This is a genomic window from Streptomyces sp. NPDC033270 (genome assembly GCF_055576575.1).
This window is the reverse complement of record NZ_JBVIRA010000042.1, coordinates 34,858-49,602: the sequence shown is the minus strand read 5'-3', so window position 1 is coordinate 49,602 and position 14,745 is coordinate 34,858. Positions and strand designations below refer to the sequence as shown.

General features: G+C 71.5%; 12 protein-coding genes. 4 read left to right on the top strand and 8 right to left on the bottom strand.

Features of this window, described 5'->3' with window-relative positions:
• The first annotated feature begins 185 nt into the window (after positions 1-185).
• Complete coding sequence (pgi, locus tag ACZ5XZ_RS36820) at positions 186-1,838, top strand: glucose-6-phosphate isomerase (RefSeq protein ID WP_468986426.1); 1,653 nt, start codon at positions 186-188, stop codon at positions 1,836-1,838.
• Between the two features lie 63 nt (positions 1,839-1,901).
• Here pgi and pgl read toward each other — a convergent pair whose 3' ends face one another.
• Genes pgl through tkt form a run of 5 tightly spaced genes read right to left on the bottom strand, consistent with a single transcriptional unit; the run spans position 1,902 to position 8,555 of the window.
• On the bottom strand, positions 1,902-2,708 hold the full coding sequence (gene pgl / locus ACZ5XZ_RS36815; protein ID WP_468986422.1) for a 6-phosphogluconolactonase: 807 nt from the start codon (positions 2,706-2,708) through the stop codon (positions 1,902-1,904).
• Positions 2,705-3,745 (bottom strand): glucose-6-phosphate dehydrogenase assembly protein OpcA, encoded by a 1,041-nt coding sequence (gene opcA / locus ACZ5XZ_RS36810; protein WP_468986420.1) that lies wholly within the window; start codon positions 3,743-3,745, stop codon positions 2,705-2,707. The genes pgl and opcA overlap by 4 nt, the downstream gene beginning before the upstream one ends.
• Positions 3,742-5,274, bottom strand: coding sequence for a glucose-6-phosphate dehydrogenase (zwf, locus tag ACZ5XZ_RS36805; RefSeq protein WP_468986418.1), 1,533 nt, complete (start codon positions 5,272-5,274; stop codon positions 3,742-3,744). Before zwf ends, opcA begins: the two co-directional genes overlap by 4 nt.
• Positions 5,275-5,280: 6 nt before the next feature.
• On the bottom strand, positions 5,281-6,399 hold the full coding sequence (gene tal, locus ACZ5XZ_RS36800; protein WP_468986415.1) for a transaldolase: 1,119 nt from the start codon (positions 6,397-6,399) through the stop codon (positions 5,281-5,283).
• A gap of 35 nt (positions 6,400-6,434) precedes the next feature.
• Positions 6,435-8,555, bottom strand: a complete 2,121-nt coding sequence (gene tkt / locus ACZ5XZ_RS36795) for a transketolase (RefSeq protein ID WP_468986413.1) — start codon at positions 8,553-8,555, stop codon at positions 6,435-6,437.
• Between the two features lie 484 nt (positions 8,556-9,039).
• Here tkt and ACZ5XZ_RS36790 point away from each other — a divergent pair, with 484 nt between their 5' ends.
• From ACZ5XZ_RS36790 to ACZ5XZ_RS36780, 3 genes are all read left to right on the top strand, one after another.
• Complete coding sequence (locus ACZ5XZ_RS36790; protein WP_468986410.1) at positions 9,040-10,023, top strand: heme o synthase; 984 nt, start codon at positions 9,040-9,042, stop codon at positions 10,021-10,023.
• A 47-nt stretch (positions 10,024-10,070) separates the two neighbouring features.
• Positions 10,071-10,445, top strand: a complete 375-nt coding sequence (locus tag ACZ5XZ_RS36785; protein ID WP_468986408.1) for a hypothetical protein — start codon at positions 10,071-10,073, stop codon at positions 10,443-10,445.
• Positions 10,446-10,573: 128 nt separating this feature from the next.
• Positions 10,574-11,647 (top strand): amidohydrolase, encoded by a 1,074-nt coding sequence (locus ACZ5XZ_RS36780; RefSeq protein ID WP_468986405.1) that lies wholly within the window; start codon positions 10,574-10,576, stop codon positions 11,645-11,647.
• Here ACZ5XZ_RS36780 and ACZ5XZ_RS36775 read toward each other — a convergent pair.
• The 3 genes from ACZ5XZ_RS36775 to ACZ5XZ_RS36765 form a co-directional block, all read right to left on the bottom strand.
• Positions 11,611-12,612 (bottom strand): COX15/CtaA family protein, encoded by a 1,002-nt coding sequence (locus ACZ5XZ_RS36775; protein WP_468986403.1) that lies wholly within the window; start codon positions 12,610-12,612, stop codon positions 11,611-11,613. The two genes, ACZ5XZ_RS36780 and ACZ5XZ_RS36775, sit on opposite strands and share 37 nt — an antisense overlap.
• Positions 12,613-12,767: 155 nt before the next feature.
• Positions 12,768-13,556: an ABC transporter permease gene (locus ACZ5XZ_RS36770; protein WP_468986400.1), complete on the bottom strand. Its 789-nt coding sequence runs from the start codon at positions 13,554-13,556 to the stop codon at positions 12,768-12,770.
• On the bottom strand, positions 13,553-14,515 hold the full coding sequence (locus ACZ5XZ_RS36765; protein WP_468986399.1) for an ABC transporter ATP-binding protein: 963 nt from the start codon (positions 14,513-14,515) through the stop codon (positions 13,553-13,555). The genes ACZ5XZ_RS36770 and ACZ5XZ_RS36765 overlap by 4 nt, the downstream gene beginning before the upstream one ends.
• Positions 14,516-14,745: the final 230 nt, after the last annotated feature.

Below are 14,745 nucleotides of genomic sequence, written 5' to 3'. Positions count from 1 at the left end.
ATCCCCTCCCCGCCATCAGCGAACCACCGCCAACCCCCCCCCCCCCCCCCCCCTCCCCCCCCACCACCCCCCCCCCCCCCCCCCCCCCCCCCGGCCGCGTTTGCCGTGCGTCCCACATCGCGCGCTGATCAATTAGGTTGGGGGGTGGCGGGGCCGCTACGAGACGAAGAAGGCTGATGTCCGAGATGAACGCAGAAGGCCGCAGCAGGCTCGACCAGATGCCTGAGTGGACCGCGTTGAGCAAGCACCGCGAGCAGCTGGGGGAGGTGCATCTGCGCGAGCTGTTCGAGCGGGATCCCGCGCGCGCCGAGCGCTACACCCTCCAGGTCGGCGATCTGCACCTGGACTACTCCAAGCACCTGGTCACCGACGAGACGCTGCGGCTGCTGCGGGAACTGGCCGCGGCGCGGGGCGTGGCCGGTCTGCGGGACGCGATGTTCCGCGGCGACAAGATCAACATCACCGAGCGGCGCTCCGTGCTGCACACCGCGCTGCGCGCGCCGGGCTCGGCGGTCATCAAGAGCGATGGCGAGAACGTCGTTCCCGCGGTGCAGTACGTCCTGACGAAGATGGGCACCTTCTCCGACCGGGTCCGCTCGGGCGACTGGAAGGGCCACACCGGCAAGCGCATCAAGACCGTCGTCAACATCGGTATCGGCGGCTCGGACCTGGGCCCGGCGATGGCGTACGAGGCGCTGCGCGCCTACACCCACCGGGACATGCAGTTCCGCTTCGTCTCCAATGTGGACGGTGCCGATCTGCACGAGGCGGTGCGCGATCTGGACCCCGCCGAGACGCTGTTCATCATCGCCTCGAAGACCTTCACCACCATCGAGACGATCACGAACGCCACTTCGGCCCGCGACTGGCTGCTGACCGGCCTGCGGGCCGGCGGTGAGGCAGTGGCCAAGCACTTCGTGGCGCTGTCGACCAACGCCGAGAAGGTGGCGGAGTTCGGCATCAACACGGACAACATGTTCGAGTTCTGGGACTGGGTCGGCGGCCGCTACTCCTACGACTCCGCGATCGGTCTGTCGCTGATGATCGCCATCGGCAAGGAGCGGTTCCGCGAGATGCTGGCCGGCTTCCACCTCGTCGACGAGCACTTCGCCGCCGCCCCGCCGGAGGAGAACGCCCCGCTGCTGCTGGGCCTGCTCGGCATCTGGTACGGCAACTTCTTCGACGCCCAGTCGCATGCGGTGCTGCCCTACAGCCACTACCTGTCCAAGTTCACCGCCTATCTGCAGCAGCTGGACATGGAGTCCAACGGCAAGTCCGTGGACCGCGAAGGCAGTCGGGTCGGCTGGCAGACCGGCCCCGTCGTCTGGGGCACTCCCGGCACGAACGGCCAGCACGCCTACTACCAGCTGCTCCACCAGGGCACGAAGATGATCCCGGCGGACTTCATCGGCTTCGCGCAGCCCGTCGAGGACCTCCAGCCGGGTCTGGTCGCCCAGCACGACCTGCTGATGGCCAACCTCTTCGCGCAGGGCCAGGCGCTGGCGTTCGGCAAGGCGCCGGACGAGGTGCGCGCCGAGGGCGTGGCCGAGGAACTGGTGCCGCACAAGACCTTCCAGGGCAACCGCCCCTCCACCACGATCCTGGCCAAGGAGCTCAGCCCGTCCGTGCTGGGCCAGCTGATCGCGCTCTACGAGCACAAGGTGTTCGTGCAGGGCGCGGTCTGGAACATCGACTCCTTCGACCAGTGGGGCGTGGAGCTCGGCAAGGTCCTCGCCAAGCGGGTCGAACCGGCCCTGACCGACGGCGTCGACGTGCCGGGCCTGGACGCCTCGACGGCCGGCCTGGTCGCCAAGTACCGCGAGCTGCGCGGGCGTTGAGCACCCATGCCGAAGGGCCCCACACCCTCGGGTGTGGGGCCCTTCGGCAGCGTGTGGCGCCTCTCAGGCCGAGGCCGGCGGATACAGCCCGCGCGGCAGCCGGGTCGCCGCCGCCTCGTCCAGGAGCCACAGGGTCCGGCTGCGGCCCCGGGCGCCGGCCGCCGGGGCCTGGACCTCACCGGCGCCGGAGAGCGCCATGGCCACGGCGTTGGCCTTGTCCTCGCCGGCCGCCAGCAGCCAGACCTCCCGCGCCGTGCGGATCGCGGGCAGGGTGAGCGAGACACGGGTGGGCGGCGGCTTCGGCGCGCCGTGCACACCGACCACCGTCCGCTCCGTCTCCCGTACGCCCGGCAGCTCGGGGAAGAGCGAGGCGACATGGGTGTCCGGGCCGACGCCCAGCAGCAGGACGTCGAAGGTCGGCACCGGGCCGCCCCCGGCGCCGGCCGGCGGTGAGGCGGTCTCATGGGCCGCCGCGGCGGCGAGTTCGGCCGCGTACGCCTCGGCGGCGGCGTCGGCGTCGTTGCCGTACGGGCCGTCGGACGCGGGCATCGGGTGCACCCGGGCCGGGTCCAGCGGGACGCCGTCCAGCAGCACCTCGCGGGCCTGGGTGTGGTTGCGCTCGGGATCGCCGTCCGGCAGCAACCGCTCGTCCCCCCACCACAGGTGGAGCCGCGACCAGTCCACCGCGTCCCGGGCGGGCGCCTCGGCGAGGGCCGCGAGCAGCCCGTTGCCGTTGCGCCCGCCGGTCAGGACCACGGAGGCGAAGCCGCGGGTGGCCTGGGCGTCCACGATCTTCGTGATCAGCCGGGCCGCCGCGGCCTTGGCCATCAGCTCCTTGTCGCGGTGGACGACGACCTGCGGAGCACTCACTTGGCGGCCGCCTTCTTGGCGGGCTTGGCGGTCGCCTTCTTCGCCGCCGGCTTGTCCGCGGCGCCCTCGCCGGCATCCGGAGCCGGGTCCCCGGCCGCGGGCTCGTCCGAGGCGCCACCGAGCCGGTCCACACCGAACTTCAGCGCGCCGGCGTAGATGTCGTCCGGGTCGAGCCGGCGCAGTTCCTCGGCGAGCAGCTCCGAGGTCTCCCGCCGCTTGAGCGCCACCGCGCGGTCCGGCTGGCTGCGCATGGAGAGCGTGGCCAGCGAGCCGTCCGGGCGGTCCAGCACGATCGAGCCGCCGCTGGACTCCATCCGTACGGCCGTGAGGCCGGGGCCGGCCGACACCTTGCGGGTGACCGGGACGTTCAGCCTGCTGGCCAGCCACATGGCGAGCAGCTCGCAGCTGGGGTTGAACTCCTCGCCCTCGACCTCGGCCGAGGTGACCGTGCACGGGGCCTGGTCGAGCGCCGCCGCCAGCATCGAGCGCCACGGGGTGATACGGGTCCAGGACAGGTCCGTGTCGCCGGGGGTGTAGGTCTCCGCGCGAGCGGTCAGCTCCCGCACGGGCTGCTCGGAGGCGTACGCGTCGGTGACCCGGCGCTGGGCCAGCGCACCGAGCGGGTCCTTGGCGGGGTCGAGCGGGGCGTTGACCGCCCACCAGACCACGACCGGGGCGTCCGGCAGCAGCAGCGGCAGCACCACGGACTGGGCGTGGTCGATCGCCTCGCCGTAGAGCCGCAGTATCACCGTCTCGCCGGTGCCGGCGTCCGTGCCGACCCGCACCTCGGCGTCCAGGCGGGCCTTGGCCCGGTCGCGCGGCGACCGGCTGACCCGCTTGATGACGACGAGGGTGCGCGAAGGATGCTCACGGGACGCCTCGTTGGCCGCCTTGAGGGCGTCGTAGGCGTTCTCCTCGTCGGTGACGATGACGAGGGTGAGCACCATGCCGATGGCAGGGGTGCCGACCGCGCGACGGCCCTCGACCAACGCCTTGTTGATCTTGCTGGCCGTGGTTTCCGTCAGATCGATCTTCATGGCCGACGCCAGCTCCGTCCGTCTCGTGCGAGCATTTCGTCCGCCTCGATGGGGCCCCAGGTGCCCGCCGGGTACTGCGCGGGCTTGCCGTGCTTGTCCCAGTAGGTCTCGATCGGGTCGAGGATGCGCCAGGACTGCTCGACCTCCTCCAGCCGCGGGAAGAGGTTGGCGTCACCCAGCAGCACATCGAGGATCAGCCGTTCGTAGGCCTCCGGGCTGGACTCCGTGAAGGACTCGCCGTACGCGAAGTCCATCGACACGTCCCGCACCTCCATCGAGGTGCCCGGAACCTTGGAGCCGAACCGCACGGTCACGCCCTCGTCCGGCTGCACCCGGATGACCAGGGCGTTCTGCCCCAGCTCCTCGGTGGCGGTGTGGTCGAAGGGGGAGTGCGGAGCGCGCTGGAAGACCACCGCGATCTCGGTGACCCGGCGGCCCAGCCGCTTGCCGGTGCGCAGGTAGAAGGGGACGCCCGCCCAGCGGCGGTTGTCGATCGACAGCTTGATCGCGGCGTAGGTGTCGGTCTTCGACCTGGGGTCGATGCCGTCTTCCTGGAGGTAGCCGACGGCCTTCTCGCCGCCCTGCCAGCCCGCCGCGTACTGCGCGCGCACGGTCTCCTTGCCGAGGTCCTTGGGCAGCCGGACGGCGCCCAGCACCTTGGTCTTCTCCGCGACCAGCGCGTCCGCGTCGAAGGAGGCGGGCTCCTCCATCGCGGTCAGCGCGAGCAGCTGCAGGAGGTGGTTCTGGATGACGTCGCGGGCCGCGCCGATGCCGTCGTAGTAGCCGGCCCGGCCGCCGATGCCGATGTCCTCGGCCATCGTGATCTGGACGTGGTCGACATAGCCGCGGTTCCACAGCGGCTCGAACATCGTGTTGGCGAACCGCAGCGCCAGGATGTTCTGGACCGTCTCCTTGCCCAGGTAGTGGTCGATCCGGAAGACCTCGTTGGGCGGGAAGACCTCGTGGACGATCCGGTTGAGCTCCTGCGCGCTCTCCAGGTCGTGGCCGAAGGGCTTCTCGATGACGGCGCGGCGCCAGGAGTCCTCCTTCTGGTCGGCCAGCCCGTGCTTCTTGAGCTGCTGGACGACCTTGGGGAAGAACTTCGGCGGCACGGACAGGTAGAAGGCGAAGTTGCCGCCGGTGCCCTGCGCCTTGTCGAGCTCCTCGATGGTCTCCTTGAGCGTCTCGAAGGCCTCGTCGTCGTCGAAGTTGCCCTGGACGAAGCGGCAGCCCTGGACCAGCTGCTGCCAGACCTCCTCGCGGAACGGTGTACGCGCGTGCTGCTTGACCGCCTCGTACACCTCCTGCGCGAAGTCCTCGTTCTCCCACTCGCGGCGGGCGAACCCGATGAGCGAGAAACCCGGCGGGAGCAGTCCGCGGTTGGCCAGGTCGTAGACGGCAGGCATCAGCTTCTTACGGGACAAATCGCCCGTGACGCCGAAGATGACCAGGCCCGACGGCCCCGCGATACGCGGGAGCCGTCGGTCCGCGGCGTCACGAAGCGGGTTGGCTCCGTGTGAACCAGACAAGGGAGATCAGCCCTCCGAGGGAGCGAGGCGCTTGAGCTCCGCCTCAGTGGACTTGAGCAGGTCGTTCCAGGACGCCTCGAACTTCTCCACGCCCTCGTCCTCCAGGAGCTGCACGACGTCGTCGTAGGAGATCCCGAGCGCGGCGAGCGCGTCGAGGTCGGCCTGCGCCGCCTCGTACGTGCCGCGCACCGTGTCGCCGGTGATCTCGCCGCGCGCCGCGGTGGCCTCCAGCGTGGCCTCCGGCATGGTGTTGACCGTGCCCGGGGCGACCAGCTCGTCGACGTACAGGGTGTCCTTGTAGTCCGGGTCCTTGACGCCGGTCGAGGCCCACAGCGGACGCTGCTTGTTGGCGCCGGCCTTGTCCAGGGCGGCCCAGCGGTCCGAGCCGAAGACCTCCTCGTACGCCTGGTAGGCCAGACGGGCGTTGGCCAGCGCGGCCTTGCCCTTGAGGGCCTTGGCCTCCTGCGTGCCCAGCTTCTCCAGGCGCTTGTCGATCTCGCTGTCCACACGGGACACGAAGAACGACGCCACCGAGCGGATCAGGGACAGGTCCAGCCCCGCGGCCTTGGCCTTCTCCAGACCGGCCAGGTAGGCGTCCATCACCTCGCGGTAGCGCTCCAGCGAGAAGATCAGCGTGACGTTGACGCTGATGCCCAGGCCGATGACCTCGGTGATCGCCGGCAGGCCCGCCTTGGTGGCCGGGATCTTGATCAGCGTGTTCGGGCGGTCCACCAGCCACGCCAGCTGCTTGGCCTCGGCGATCGTCGGCACGGTCTTGTGCGCCAGGCGCGGGTCGACCTCGATGGAGACCCGGCCGTCCTGGCCGCCGGTGGCGTCGAAGACCGGCCGCAGGATGTCGGCGGCGTCCCGGACGTCCGCCGTCGTGATCATGCGGATGGCCTCGTCGACGGTGACCTTACGGGCGGCGAGGTCCTTGACCTGCTGCTCGTAGCCGTCACCCGAGGAGATCGCCTTCTGGAAGATCGACGGGTTCGTCGTGACACCGACGACGTGCTGCTGGTCGATCAGCTCGGCGAGGTTGCCGGACGTGATGCGCTTGCGCGACAGGTCGTCCAGCCAGATCGCGACGCCTTCGTCGGAGAGCCGCTTGAGTGCGTCTGTCATGGGTTGTTGCATCTCCTACTGGTTGAGTACGGGCGTCAGCGCGCGGCGGCTTCGAGCTCCGCGGCCGAGGCCAGGGAGTCGCGCGCGGCGGCGGCGACCGCGTCGGCGGTGAAGCCGAACTCGCGGAAGAGGACCTTGCCGTCGGCCGAGGCGCCGAAGTGCTCCAGCGACACGATGCGTCCGGCGTCACCGACGAAGCGGTGCCAGGTCAGACCGATGCCGGCTTCGACGGCGACCCGGGCCTTCACGGACGGCGGCAGCACGCTGGTGCGGTAGGCCTGGTCCTGCTGGTCGAACCACTCCACCGACGGCATCGAGACCACGCGGGTGGGCACGCCCTCGGCCTGCAGCTGCTCGCGCGCCTCGACGGCGAGCTGCAGCTCGGAGCCGGTACCGATCAGCACCACCTGCGGCGCGACGGTCTGCCCGTCGGCGCCGGTGGCCTCGAACCGGACGTAACCACCCTTGGCGGTGCCCTCGTCGGCCGGGTACGTCGGCACGCCCTGACGGGTCAGCGCGAGGCCGTGCGGGGCACCCACGCCGAACTCCTTCGTGTAGCGCTTGAGGATCTCGCGCCAGGCGATGGCGGTCTCGTTGGCGTCGGCCGGGCGGACGATGTTCAGACCCGGGATGGCGCGCAGCGAGGCCAGGTGCTCGATCGGCTGGTGCGTCGGGCCGTCCTCGCCCAGACCGATGGAGTCGTGCGTCCACACGTACGTCACCGGCAGGTGCATCAGGGCCGACAGCCGGACGGCGTTGCGCATGTAGTCGGAGAACACCAGGAAGGTGCCGCCGTAGATGCGGGTGTTGCCGTGCAGCGCGATGCCGTTCATCTCCGCGGCCATGGAGTGCTCGCGGATGCCGAAGTGGATCGTGCGGCCGTAGGGGTCGGCCTCCGGCAGCGGGTTGTCCGCCGGGAGGAACGAGGAGGTCTTGTCGATCGTGGTGTTGTTCGAGCCGGCCAGGTCGGCCGAGCCGCCCCACAGCTCCGGGATCACCGCGCCGAGCGCGTGCAGCACCTTGCCGGACGCGGCGCGGGTGGCGACGGACTTGCCGGTCTCGAACGCCGGGAGGTGGTCCTCCCAGCCCTCGGGCAGCTCGCCCGCGGCGATCCGGTCGAACTCCGCGGCGCGCTCCGGGTTGGCGGTGCGCCAGGCGGCGAAGGACTTCTCCCACTCCTTCTTGGCGTCGCGGCCGCGGTCGAGGGCGGCGCGGGTGTGCGCGAGCACCTCACCCGCGACCTCGAAGTGCTGCTCGGGGTCGAAGCCCAGGACGCGCTTGGTGGCCGCGACCTCCTCCTCGCCCAGCGCCGAGCCGTGCGCGGCCTCGGTGTTCTGGGCGTTGGGGGCCGGCCAGGCGATGATCGAGCGGGCCGCGATGAACGACGGGCGCCCGGTCTCGGCCTTGGCGGCCTCGATGGCACGGGCCAGCCCGGCCGGGTCCAGGTCGCCGTTGGGCAGCTGCTCGACGCGCTGGACGTGCCAGCCGTAGGCCTCGTAGCGCTTGAGGGTGTCCTCGGAGACCGCGGTCTCGGTGTCGCCCTCGATGGAGATGTGGTTGTCGTCCCACAGCAGCACGAGGTTGCCGAGCTTCTGGTGGCCCGCCAGGGAGGAGGCCTCGGCGGAGATGCCCTCCTGGAGGCAGCCGTCGCCGGCGATGACGAAGATGGTGTGGTCGAACGGAGAGGTGCCGGCAGCGGCCTCGGGGTCGAACAGGCCGCGCTCGTAGCGGGCCGCCATCGCCATGCCGACGGCGTTGGCGACACCCTGGCCCAGCGGGCCGGTGGTGGTCTCCACGCCGGTGGTGTGGCCGTACTCCGGGTGGCCGGGGGTCTTCGAGCCCCAGGTGCGGAAGGCCTTGAGGTCGTCCAGCTCCAGGCCGTAGCCGGCGAGGTAGAGCTGGATGTAGAGGGTCAGGCTGGAGTGCCCCGCGGAGAGGACGAACCGGTCGCGGCCGGTCCAGTTCGCGTCCGCCGGGTCGTGCCGCATGAGCTTCTGGAACAGCACATAGGCGGCCGGAGCCAGGCTCATGGCCGTACCCGGATGGCCGTTACCGACCTTCTGCACGGAATCCATGGCCAGAACGCGGACGGTGTCCACCGCCCGCTGGTCCAGTTCGGTCCACTCGAAATCTGTGGTGGTCGGCTTGGTGCTCACCCTGAGTCAGGGCTCCTCTCCACATGTCGAATGCCGCGGACGGTATGCCCGCCAGGCGGTGTCGAGCCTACCCCCGCCAGTGCGTGCGCCTTTTCGACGCTCAGTCGGTGTTTTCGACGCTCAGTCGGTGCTCACTCGGCGCCCTGGACGCTCAATCGGGGGGCGGGCCCGCGGTGCTCGTTGCTTGGGGCAACCACATCAGGACCCCGGCATTCCCGGCCCGGATCCGGCAGCCATACGACCAGAGTGCCGGGCGCCCGTCGCGTTCGCCTCCCGAACATCGGGCGAACTCCCGGGAAAACCCGACGGCGCCGCCCTCCGGTCCCGGCGCCAACACGACCGACCCCCGCGAAGATCGCTGTATGGCCAACGTCTAAAGTGGCGTGGTACGCGCAAGCTTTTGCCGGGTTTACACGGCCGGAAGGGCTTGCATGCCTTATCTCTTCCGCGGCGGGAGCCGCTGATGTTACTTCCAGGGGTGTGCGTGACGGCCGTCGAATCCCGTCCTGCGGGTGGGGGTGCCTCCCCTGCCGTTCAGGCCATGGAGGAGCTCTCCCAGAGCCCCGGGGGCCCAGATCACCGCCCCATCGGTGCCCGTGTCAAGGCGTTCGTGGAGCTCACCAAGCCGCGCGTCATCGAGCTGCTGCTGATGACGACGATTCCGGTGATGTTCCTGGCGGCCGGCGGTGTCCCCGACCTGTGGCTCGTGCTGGCGACCTGTGTCGGCGGATATCTCTCCGCCGGCGGCGCGGCCGCCTTCAACATGTACATCGACCGCGACATCGACGCGCTGATGGACCGCACCTCGCAGCGGCCGCTGGTCACCGGCATGGTCTCGCCGCGCGAGTGCCTGGTCTTCGCGTCCGTCCTCGCGGTCGGCTCCACCGCCTGGTTCTGGTTCCTCGTCAACCCGCTGTCGGCGATGCTGTCGCTCGGGGCGCTGCTTTTCTACGTGGTCGTCTACACGATGATCCTCAAGCGGCGCACCTCGCAGAACATCGTCTGGGGCGGCATCGCGGGCTGTATGCCGGTCTTCATCGGCTGGTCCGCGGTGACCGACTCGGTCTCCTGGGCGGCGCTGGTCCTCTTCCTCGTCATCTTCTTCTGGACGCCGCCGCACTACTGGCCGCTGTCGATGAAGGCCAAGGACGACTACGAGCGGGTCGGCGTGCCGATGCTGCCGGTCATCGCCGGCAACAAGGCCGTGGCCCGGCAGATCGTCGCCTACAGCTGGGTGATGGTCGCCGTCTCGCTGCTGCTGCAGCCGCTGGGCTACACCGGCTGGTTCTACACCGCGGTCGCCCTCGCCTGCGGCGCCTTCTGGCTCAAGGAGGCGCACGCCCTGCAGTCCCGCGCCAAGGCCGGGATCACGGGTGCCAAGCTCAAGGAGATGCGGCTGTTCCACTGGTCCATCACCTATGTCTCCCTGCTGTTCGTCGCCGTCGCGGTGGATCCCTTCCTGAGGTAGGAGGGTGTGGGGGATCACCCCCACAAAGCGCCGTACCGGCGGGTAGCATGCTGTCCATGGCAGACACCCAGCAGGCGGACGAGCAGCCGGCGGCGGCCACCGGCAAGGCCGGCAGGACCGACAAGCGCACGGCGAAGCTCGCCCAGCAGATCCGCGCCTTCGCCCAGTCGCACGGCGGCACCGCTGAGGGCCAGCTCGCGCACATCGGCCGCGGCCGCACCCGGATCGCCCTCGTCGGGGCCAACGGCGAGTGGGGAAACCTCGTCGCGGACAGCTTCGACTCCGCCAAGGAGGCCGCGGCCAAGGCCGGCGTCGCCCTCCAGGACGACTTCGACGGCGAACTGGCCGCCAAGGTCCGCACCGGCCCCTACGAGTGGTCCCGGATGGCGGGCATCCAGGTGGGCGGCCCGGCCAACCCCTGACACTCTCTAGGGCGGCGCCGGGGCGCGCGCCACAAGCGGAGCCCGCTACCTCACCACCCCCTCCTCCGTTAAGCCCACCGGGCACGGCGCTTCGGCCGGCCCTGTGGGCTTTCGGCGAGGAGGAGCGGATGGACGGCCGTCCCTTCCTGGTAGATCAGCCACCGCTCATCGACGGGTACAGCCACGGCGCGGTGCACGGCGAGCTGGGCATCGGCTCCTTCGAGACCCACCTGGCGGCCGCGGTCGGCGCGCACGGTCCGGCACCGGCCGGCACCAGCTACTTCGACAGCCTCATCGGCCTGGCGATACGCCGCTGGTGCCCCCCGCTGCTCGGCCTGGAGCCGCACTGTCCGCCGGCCCGCTATCTGGCCCGCAGACGCGAGGTGGGCGCCTACAAGGCCGGCCGGATGCTGCTGCGGGGCTCCGGCATCGGCACGTTCCTGCTGGAGGCCGGCACCCCCAGCGAGCTGACCTCGGCCACCGAGATCGCCACCGCCGCCGAGGCCCGCGCCCACGAGGTGGTGCGGCTGGAGCCGCTCGCCGAGCAGATCGCCGACACCTCCGGCAGCGTCGACTCCTTCATCGGCTACACCGCCGAGGCCCTCTACGCGGCGGCCCAGCACGCCACCGCCTTCGCCTCCGGCGCCACCTACTGCGACGGCAGCGCTCCCGAGGCCGGTGAGGTACGCCGCGCCGCGGACCGCTGGCTGCGCGCCCGCCGCCCCGGTGACCGGCTCGCCGAGCCCGCGCTCGTACGCCATCTGCTGTGGAGCGCGGTGGCCACCGGCCTGCCCGTACAGCTCCACGGCCCCGACCCGCGCCCCCTGGCGGCCTTCCTGCGCGCCACCGCCGGCATCGGCTCGGATCTCGTCCTGCTCCCCGCGGCCCCGCACCACCGCCGCGCGGCGCAGCTCGCCGCCGCCCACACCCATGTCTACGCCGACGCCGGCCCCCGCCCCGAGGAGACCCTGCCGCAGGCGCCGTTCGGCAAGCTGCTGTTCTCCTCGGGAGCCCGCGGGCTGCCCGAGCTCTATGTGACCGGCGCCCGGTTCTTCGTCCGCGCCATGGAGCGCCTGGTACGGGAGTGGACGCTGGAGGGGCTGTGCGGCCCCGAGGACGGACGGCGCATCACGGAGATGGTCGCGTCCGGGACCGCGCGCCGCGTCTACCGGCTCGGCGCGGAGGCCACCGCGGCCTGCTGAGGCGCCGACGCCCCGGGCTCCTCGGCCGCGTCGACTCCCTGCGGTACGGGACCGCGGTCGCGCAGGGCGAGCAGCACCCGCAGGACGCAGATCCACACCAGCGTCGAGCCGAACATGTGCAGGCCGACGACGAGCTCCGGCAGGCCGAGGAAGTACTGGACGTAGCCGAAGACGCCCTGCAGGGCGAGGCAGCCGAGCAGCTCCCAGACCCTGCGGCGCGGGGCGGGTGGGGCCTTGACGGCGCGCAGCGTGAACCACGTCGCGACGCTCAGCCCGACCACGATGTAGACGAAGTCCACGTGCAGTTGGGTGATCTCCTGCCAGTCCAGCGGGATGCGGTGGACCTTGTGCGCATCGCCCGCGTGCGGGCCCGCGCCGGTGACGACCGTACCGATGACGGTGAGCGCGGCGGTGGCCACCACCAGCAGCCAGGCCAGCTGCCGCACGGGGCGGGCGCTCAGGTCACGCGGCTCCTCGTCGCCCTCCTTGGCGCGCTGCCAGGACAGCACGCAGACCGTGAGCAGGGCGGTGGTGAGGAGGAAGTGCGCGGCGACGAGGTAGGGGTTCAGGCCGGTCAGCACCACGATGCCGCCCCAGACCGCGTTGCCCATGACGATCCAGAACTGCCCCCAGCCGAGCCGGGTGAGCGAGCGGCGGTGCGGCGCGCGGGCCCGTGCGGCCACGATGAACAGCCCGATGAAGGCGCACAGGACGTACGTCAGCATCCGGTTGCCGAACTCGATGAGGCCGTTGATGCCCATCGCGGCGGTCGGGGTCAGGCTCTCCGGCGTGCACTTGGGCCAGGTCGAGCAGCCCAGACCGGACTGGGTGAGCCGGACCGCGCCGCCCGTGACGACGATGATCACGGCCATCACGACGGTCGCCAGCGCGGCCCGTCGTACGAAGGCCGCGGACGGCTGCCAGCGACGGGCGATCAGCTCAAAGGGATTCAGCGTGTTCGGCACGGAAGACATCGTAGGCGGCGGCTTGTGCAAGTTTTCACGAGGGGGTCCGGGGGAGTCGGGCTCCCCGGGAAAGTCGCAGTACGAGGGGGTCCGGGGGAGTCGGCTCCCCTGGAAGTCGCAGTACGAGGGGGTCCGGGAGTGGCGCCCCCTGGTGGCTACTCCCAGCGGAAGAACCGTGCCGCCGCGCCCAGTCCGAGCACCGCCCAGGCGGCGAGGATCCCGAGGTCGGCCCAGGGCACTCCGGCGCCGTGCTGGAGCACCTCGCGCAGCCCGTCCGACAGCGCGGAGATCGGCAGCAGCCCGAGCGCCGACTGGGCGGCCTCGGGGAACTTCTCCAGCGGGACGATCACCCCGCCGCCGACGAGCAGCAGGAGGAAGACGAGGTTGGCGGCGGCGAGGGTCGCCTCGGCCTTCAGCGTTCCGGCCATCAGCAGACCGAGGCCGGAGAAGGCCGCCGTACCGAGCACCAGGAGCAGCACGACCGCGAGCGGGTTGCCCCGGGGGGACCAGCCCAGCGCGAAGGCGATGACGGTCAGCAGCACGATCTGCAGGACCTCGGTGACCAGCACCGAGCAGGTCTTGGCGGCCATCAGCGCCCAGCGGGGGAGCGGGGAGGCGGCCAGCCGCTTGAGGACGCCGTAGCGGCGCTCGAAGCCGGTGGCGATGGCCTGCCCGGTGAACGCGGTGGACAGCACGGCGAGGGCGAGGACGCCCGGCGCGAGGAAGTCCACCGCCTTGCCGGCCCCGGTGTCGACGATGTCGACGGCGGAGAACAGCACCAGCAGCAGCGTCGGGATGACCACGGTCAGCAGCAGCTGCTCACCGTTGCGCAGCAGCATCCTGGTCTCCAGGGCGGCCTGCGCGCGGATCATGCGGGGCAGCGGCGCCGCCCCGGGCCGCGGGGTGAACGTGCCGGTGGCGGCACCGGCCTCGGTGGCGGTCATGCGCGCAGCTCCTTACCCGTGAGCTCCAGAAAAACGTCCTCCAGGGTGTGCCGCTCGACGGCTATCGCGTCCGGCAGCACCCCGTTCTGCGCGCACCACGAGGCGACCGTGGCCAGCAGCTGCGGGTCGATCTTGCCGTGCACGCGGTACGAACCGGCGGTCGGCTCGGTGGCGACGCTGTCCGCGGGCAGTGCCTTGAGCAGCGAGACGAGGTCCAGCCCCGGCCGCCCGGTGAAGCGCAGGCTGTTCTCCGCGCCGCCGCGGCACAGCTCCTCCGGGCTGCCCTGGGCGATCACCCGGCCGCCGTCGATGATCGCGACATCGTCGGCGAGCTGCTCGGCCTCGTCCATGAAGTGGGTGGTCAGTACGGTGCTCACGCCGTCGGCGCGCAGCTCCCGTACGAGGTCCCAGGTCGCGCGGCGGGCCTGCGGGTCGAGGCCGGCCGTCGGCTCGTCGAGGAAGACCAGTTCGGGGCGGCCGACCACGGCCATCGCCAGCGCGAGGCGCTGCTGCTGGCCGCCGGACAGCCGCCGGTAGGGCGTCCGGCCGCAGGAGCCCAGGCCGAGGCGCTCGATGAGCGTGCCGACGTCGAGGGGGTGGGCGTGCAGAGTGGCGGTGTGCCGCAGCATCTCCTCGGCGCGGGCGCCGGCGTAGACGCCGCCGGACTGCAGCATCACACCGATCCTCGGCCGCAGCGCCGCCGCGTCGGCGACCGGGTCCAGGCCCAGGACGCGGACCTGGCCGGCGTCCGGGCGGCGGTAGCCCTCGCAGGTCTCGACGGTGGTGGTCTTGCCGGCGCCGTTGGGGCCGAGTACGGCGGTGACCTCGCCGCGGGCGACGGTCAGGTCGAGCCCGTCGACGGCGGTCTTGGTCCCGTATCGCTTGACCAGGCCGACGATCTCGACGGCAGGCTCTCGGCCGGGGGTCCGGGGGGCGCCCCCCGGGGAGCTGCTGCGCATGCCGGGAAGTGTACGAAGACGGGCGGGGTGGCCGGTAACGGGGGTTTGGCGTCCAGGGGGCGCGGGGTCGGGCGTCATGTGGGGCGCCCGGGGTCCGGCGGGCGCAGGGGGCCGACGGGACCCGGCGGGCCCGGGGTGGTCAATCCGGCGGTGTGCGGCGCCATGATTTTCGGCCGCCGTGCCGGCCATGATCGCGCCCGCCGCGGCCGGGGCACGCCCGGCAGGTCAAA

What these genes read in the sequence shown, in the direction of transcription:
- pgi (WP_468986426.1), top strand. Translation starts at nt 186, where the DNA reads ATGAACGCAGAAGGCCGCAGCAGGCTCGACCAGATGCCTGAGTGGACC.
- opcA (WP_468986420.1), bottom strand. Translation starts at nt 3,745, where the DNA reads ATGAAGATCGATCTGACGGAAACCACGGCCAGCAAGATCAACAAGGCG.
- tal (WP_468986415.1), bottom strand. Translation starts at nt 6,399, where the DNA reads ATGACAGACGCACTCAAGCGGCTCTCCGACGAAGGCGTCGCGATCTGG.
- ACZ5XZ_RS36785 (WP_468986408.1), top strand. Translation starts at nt 10,071, where the DNA reads ATGCTGTCCATGGCAGACACCCAGCAGGCGGACGAGCAGCCGGCGGCG.
- ACZ5XZ_RS36780 (WP_468986405.1), top strand. Translation starts at nt 10,574, where the DNA reads ATGGACGGCCGTCCCTTCCTGGTAGATCAGCCACCGCTCATCGACGGG.
- ACZ5XZ_RS36770 (WP_468986400.1), bottom strand. Translation starts at nt 13,556, where the DNA reads ATGACCGCCACCGAGGCCGGTGCCGCCACCGGCACGTTCACCCCGCGG.
- ACZ5XZ_RS36765 (WP_468986399.1), bottom strand. Translation starts at nt 14,515, where the DNA reads ATGCGCAGCAGCTCCCCGGGGGGCGCCCCCCGGACCCCCGGCCGAGAG.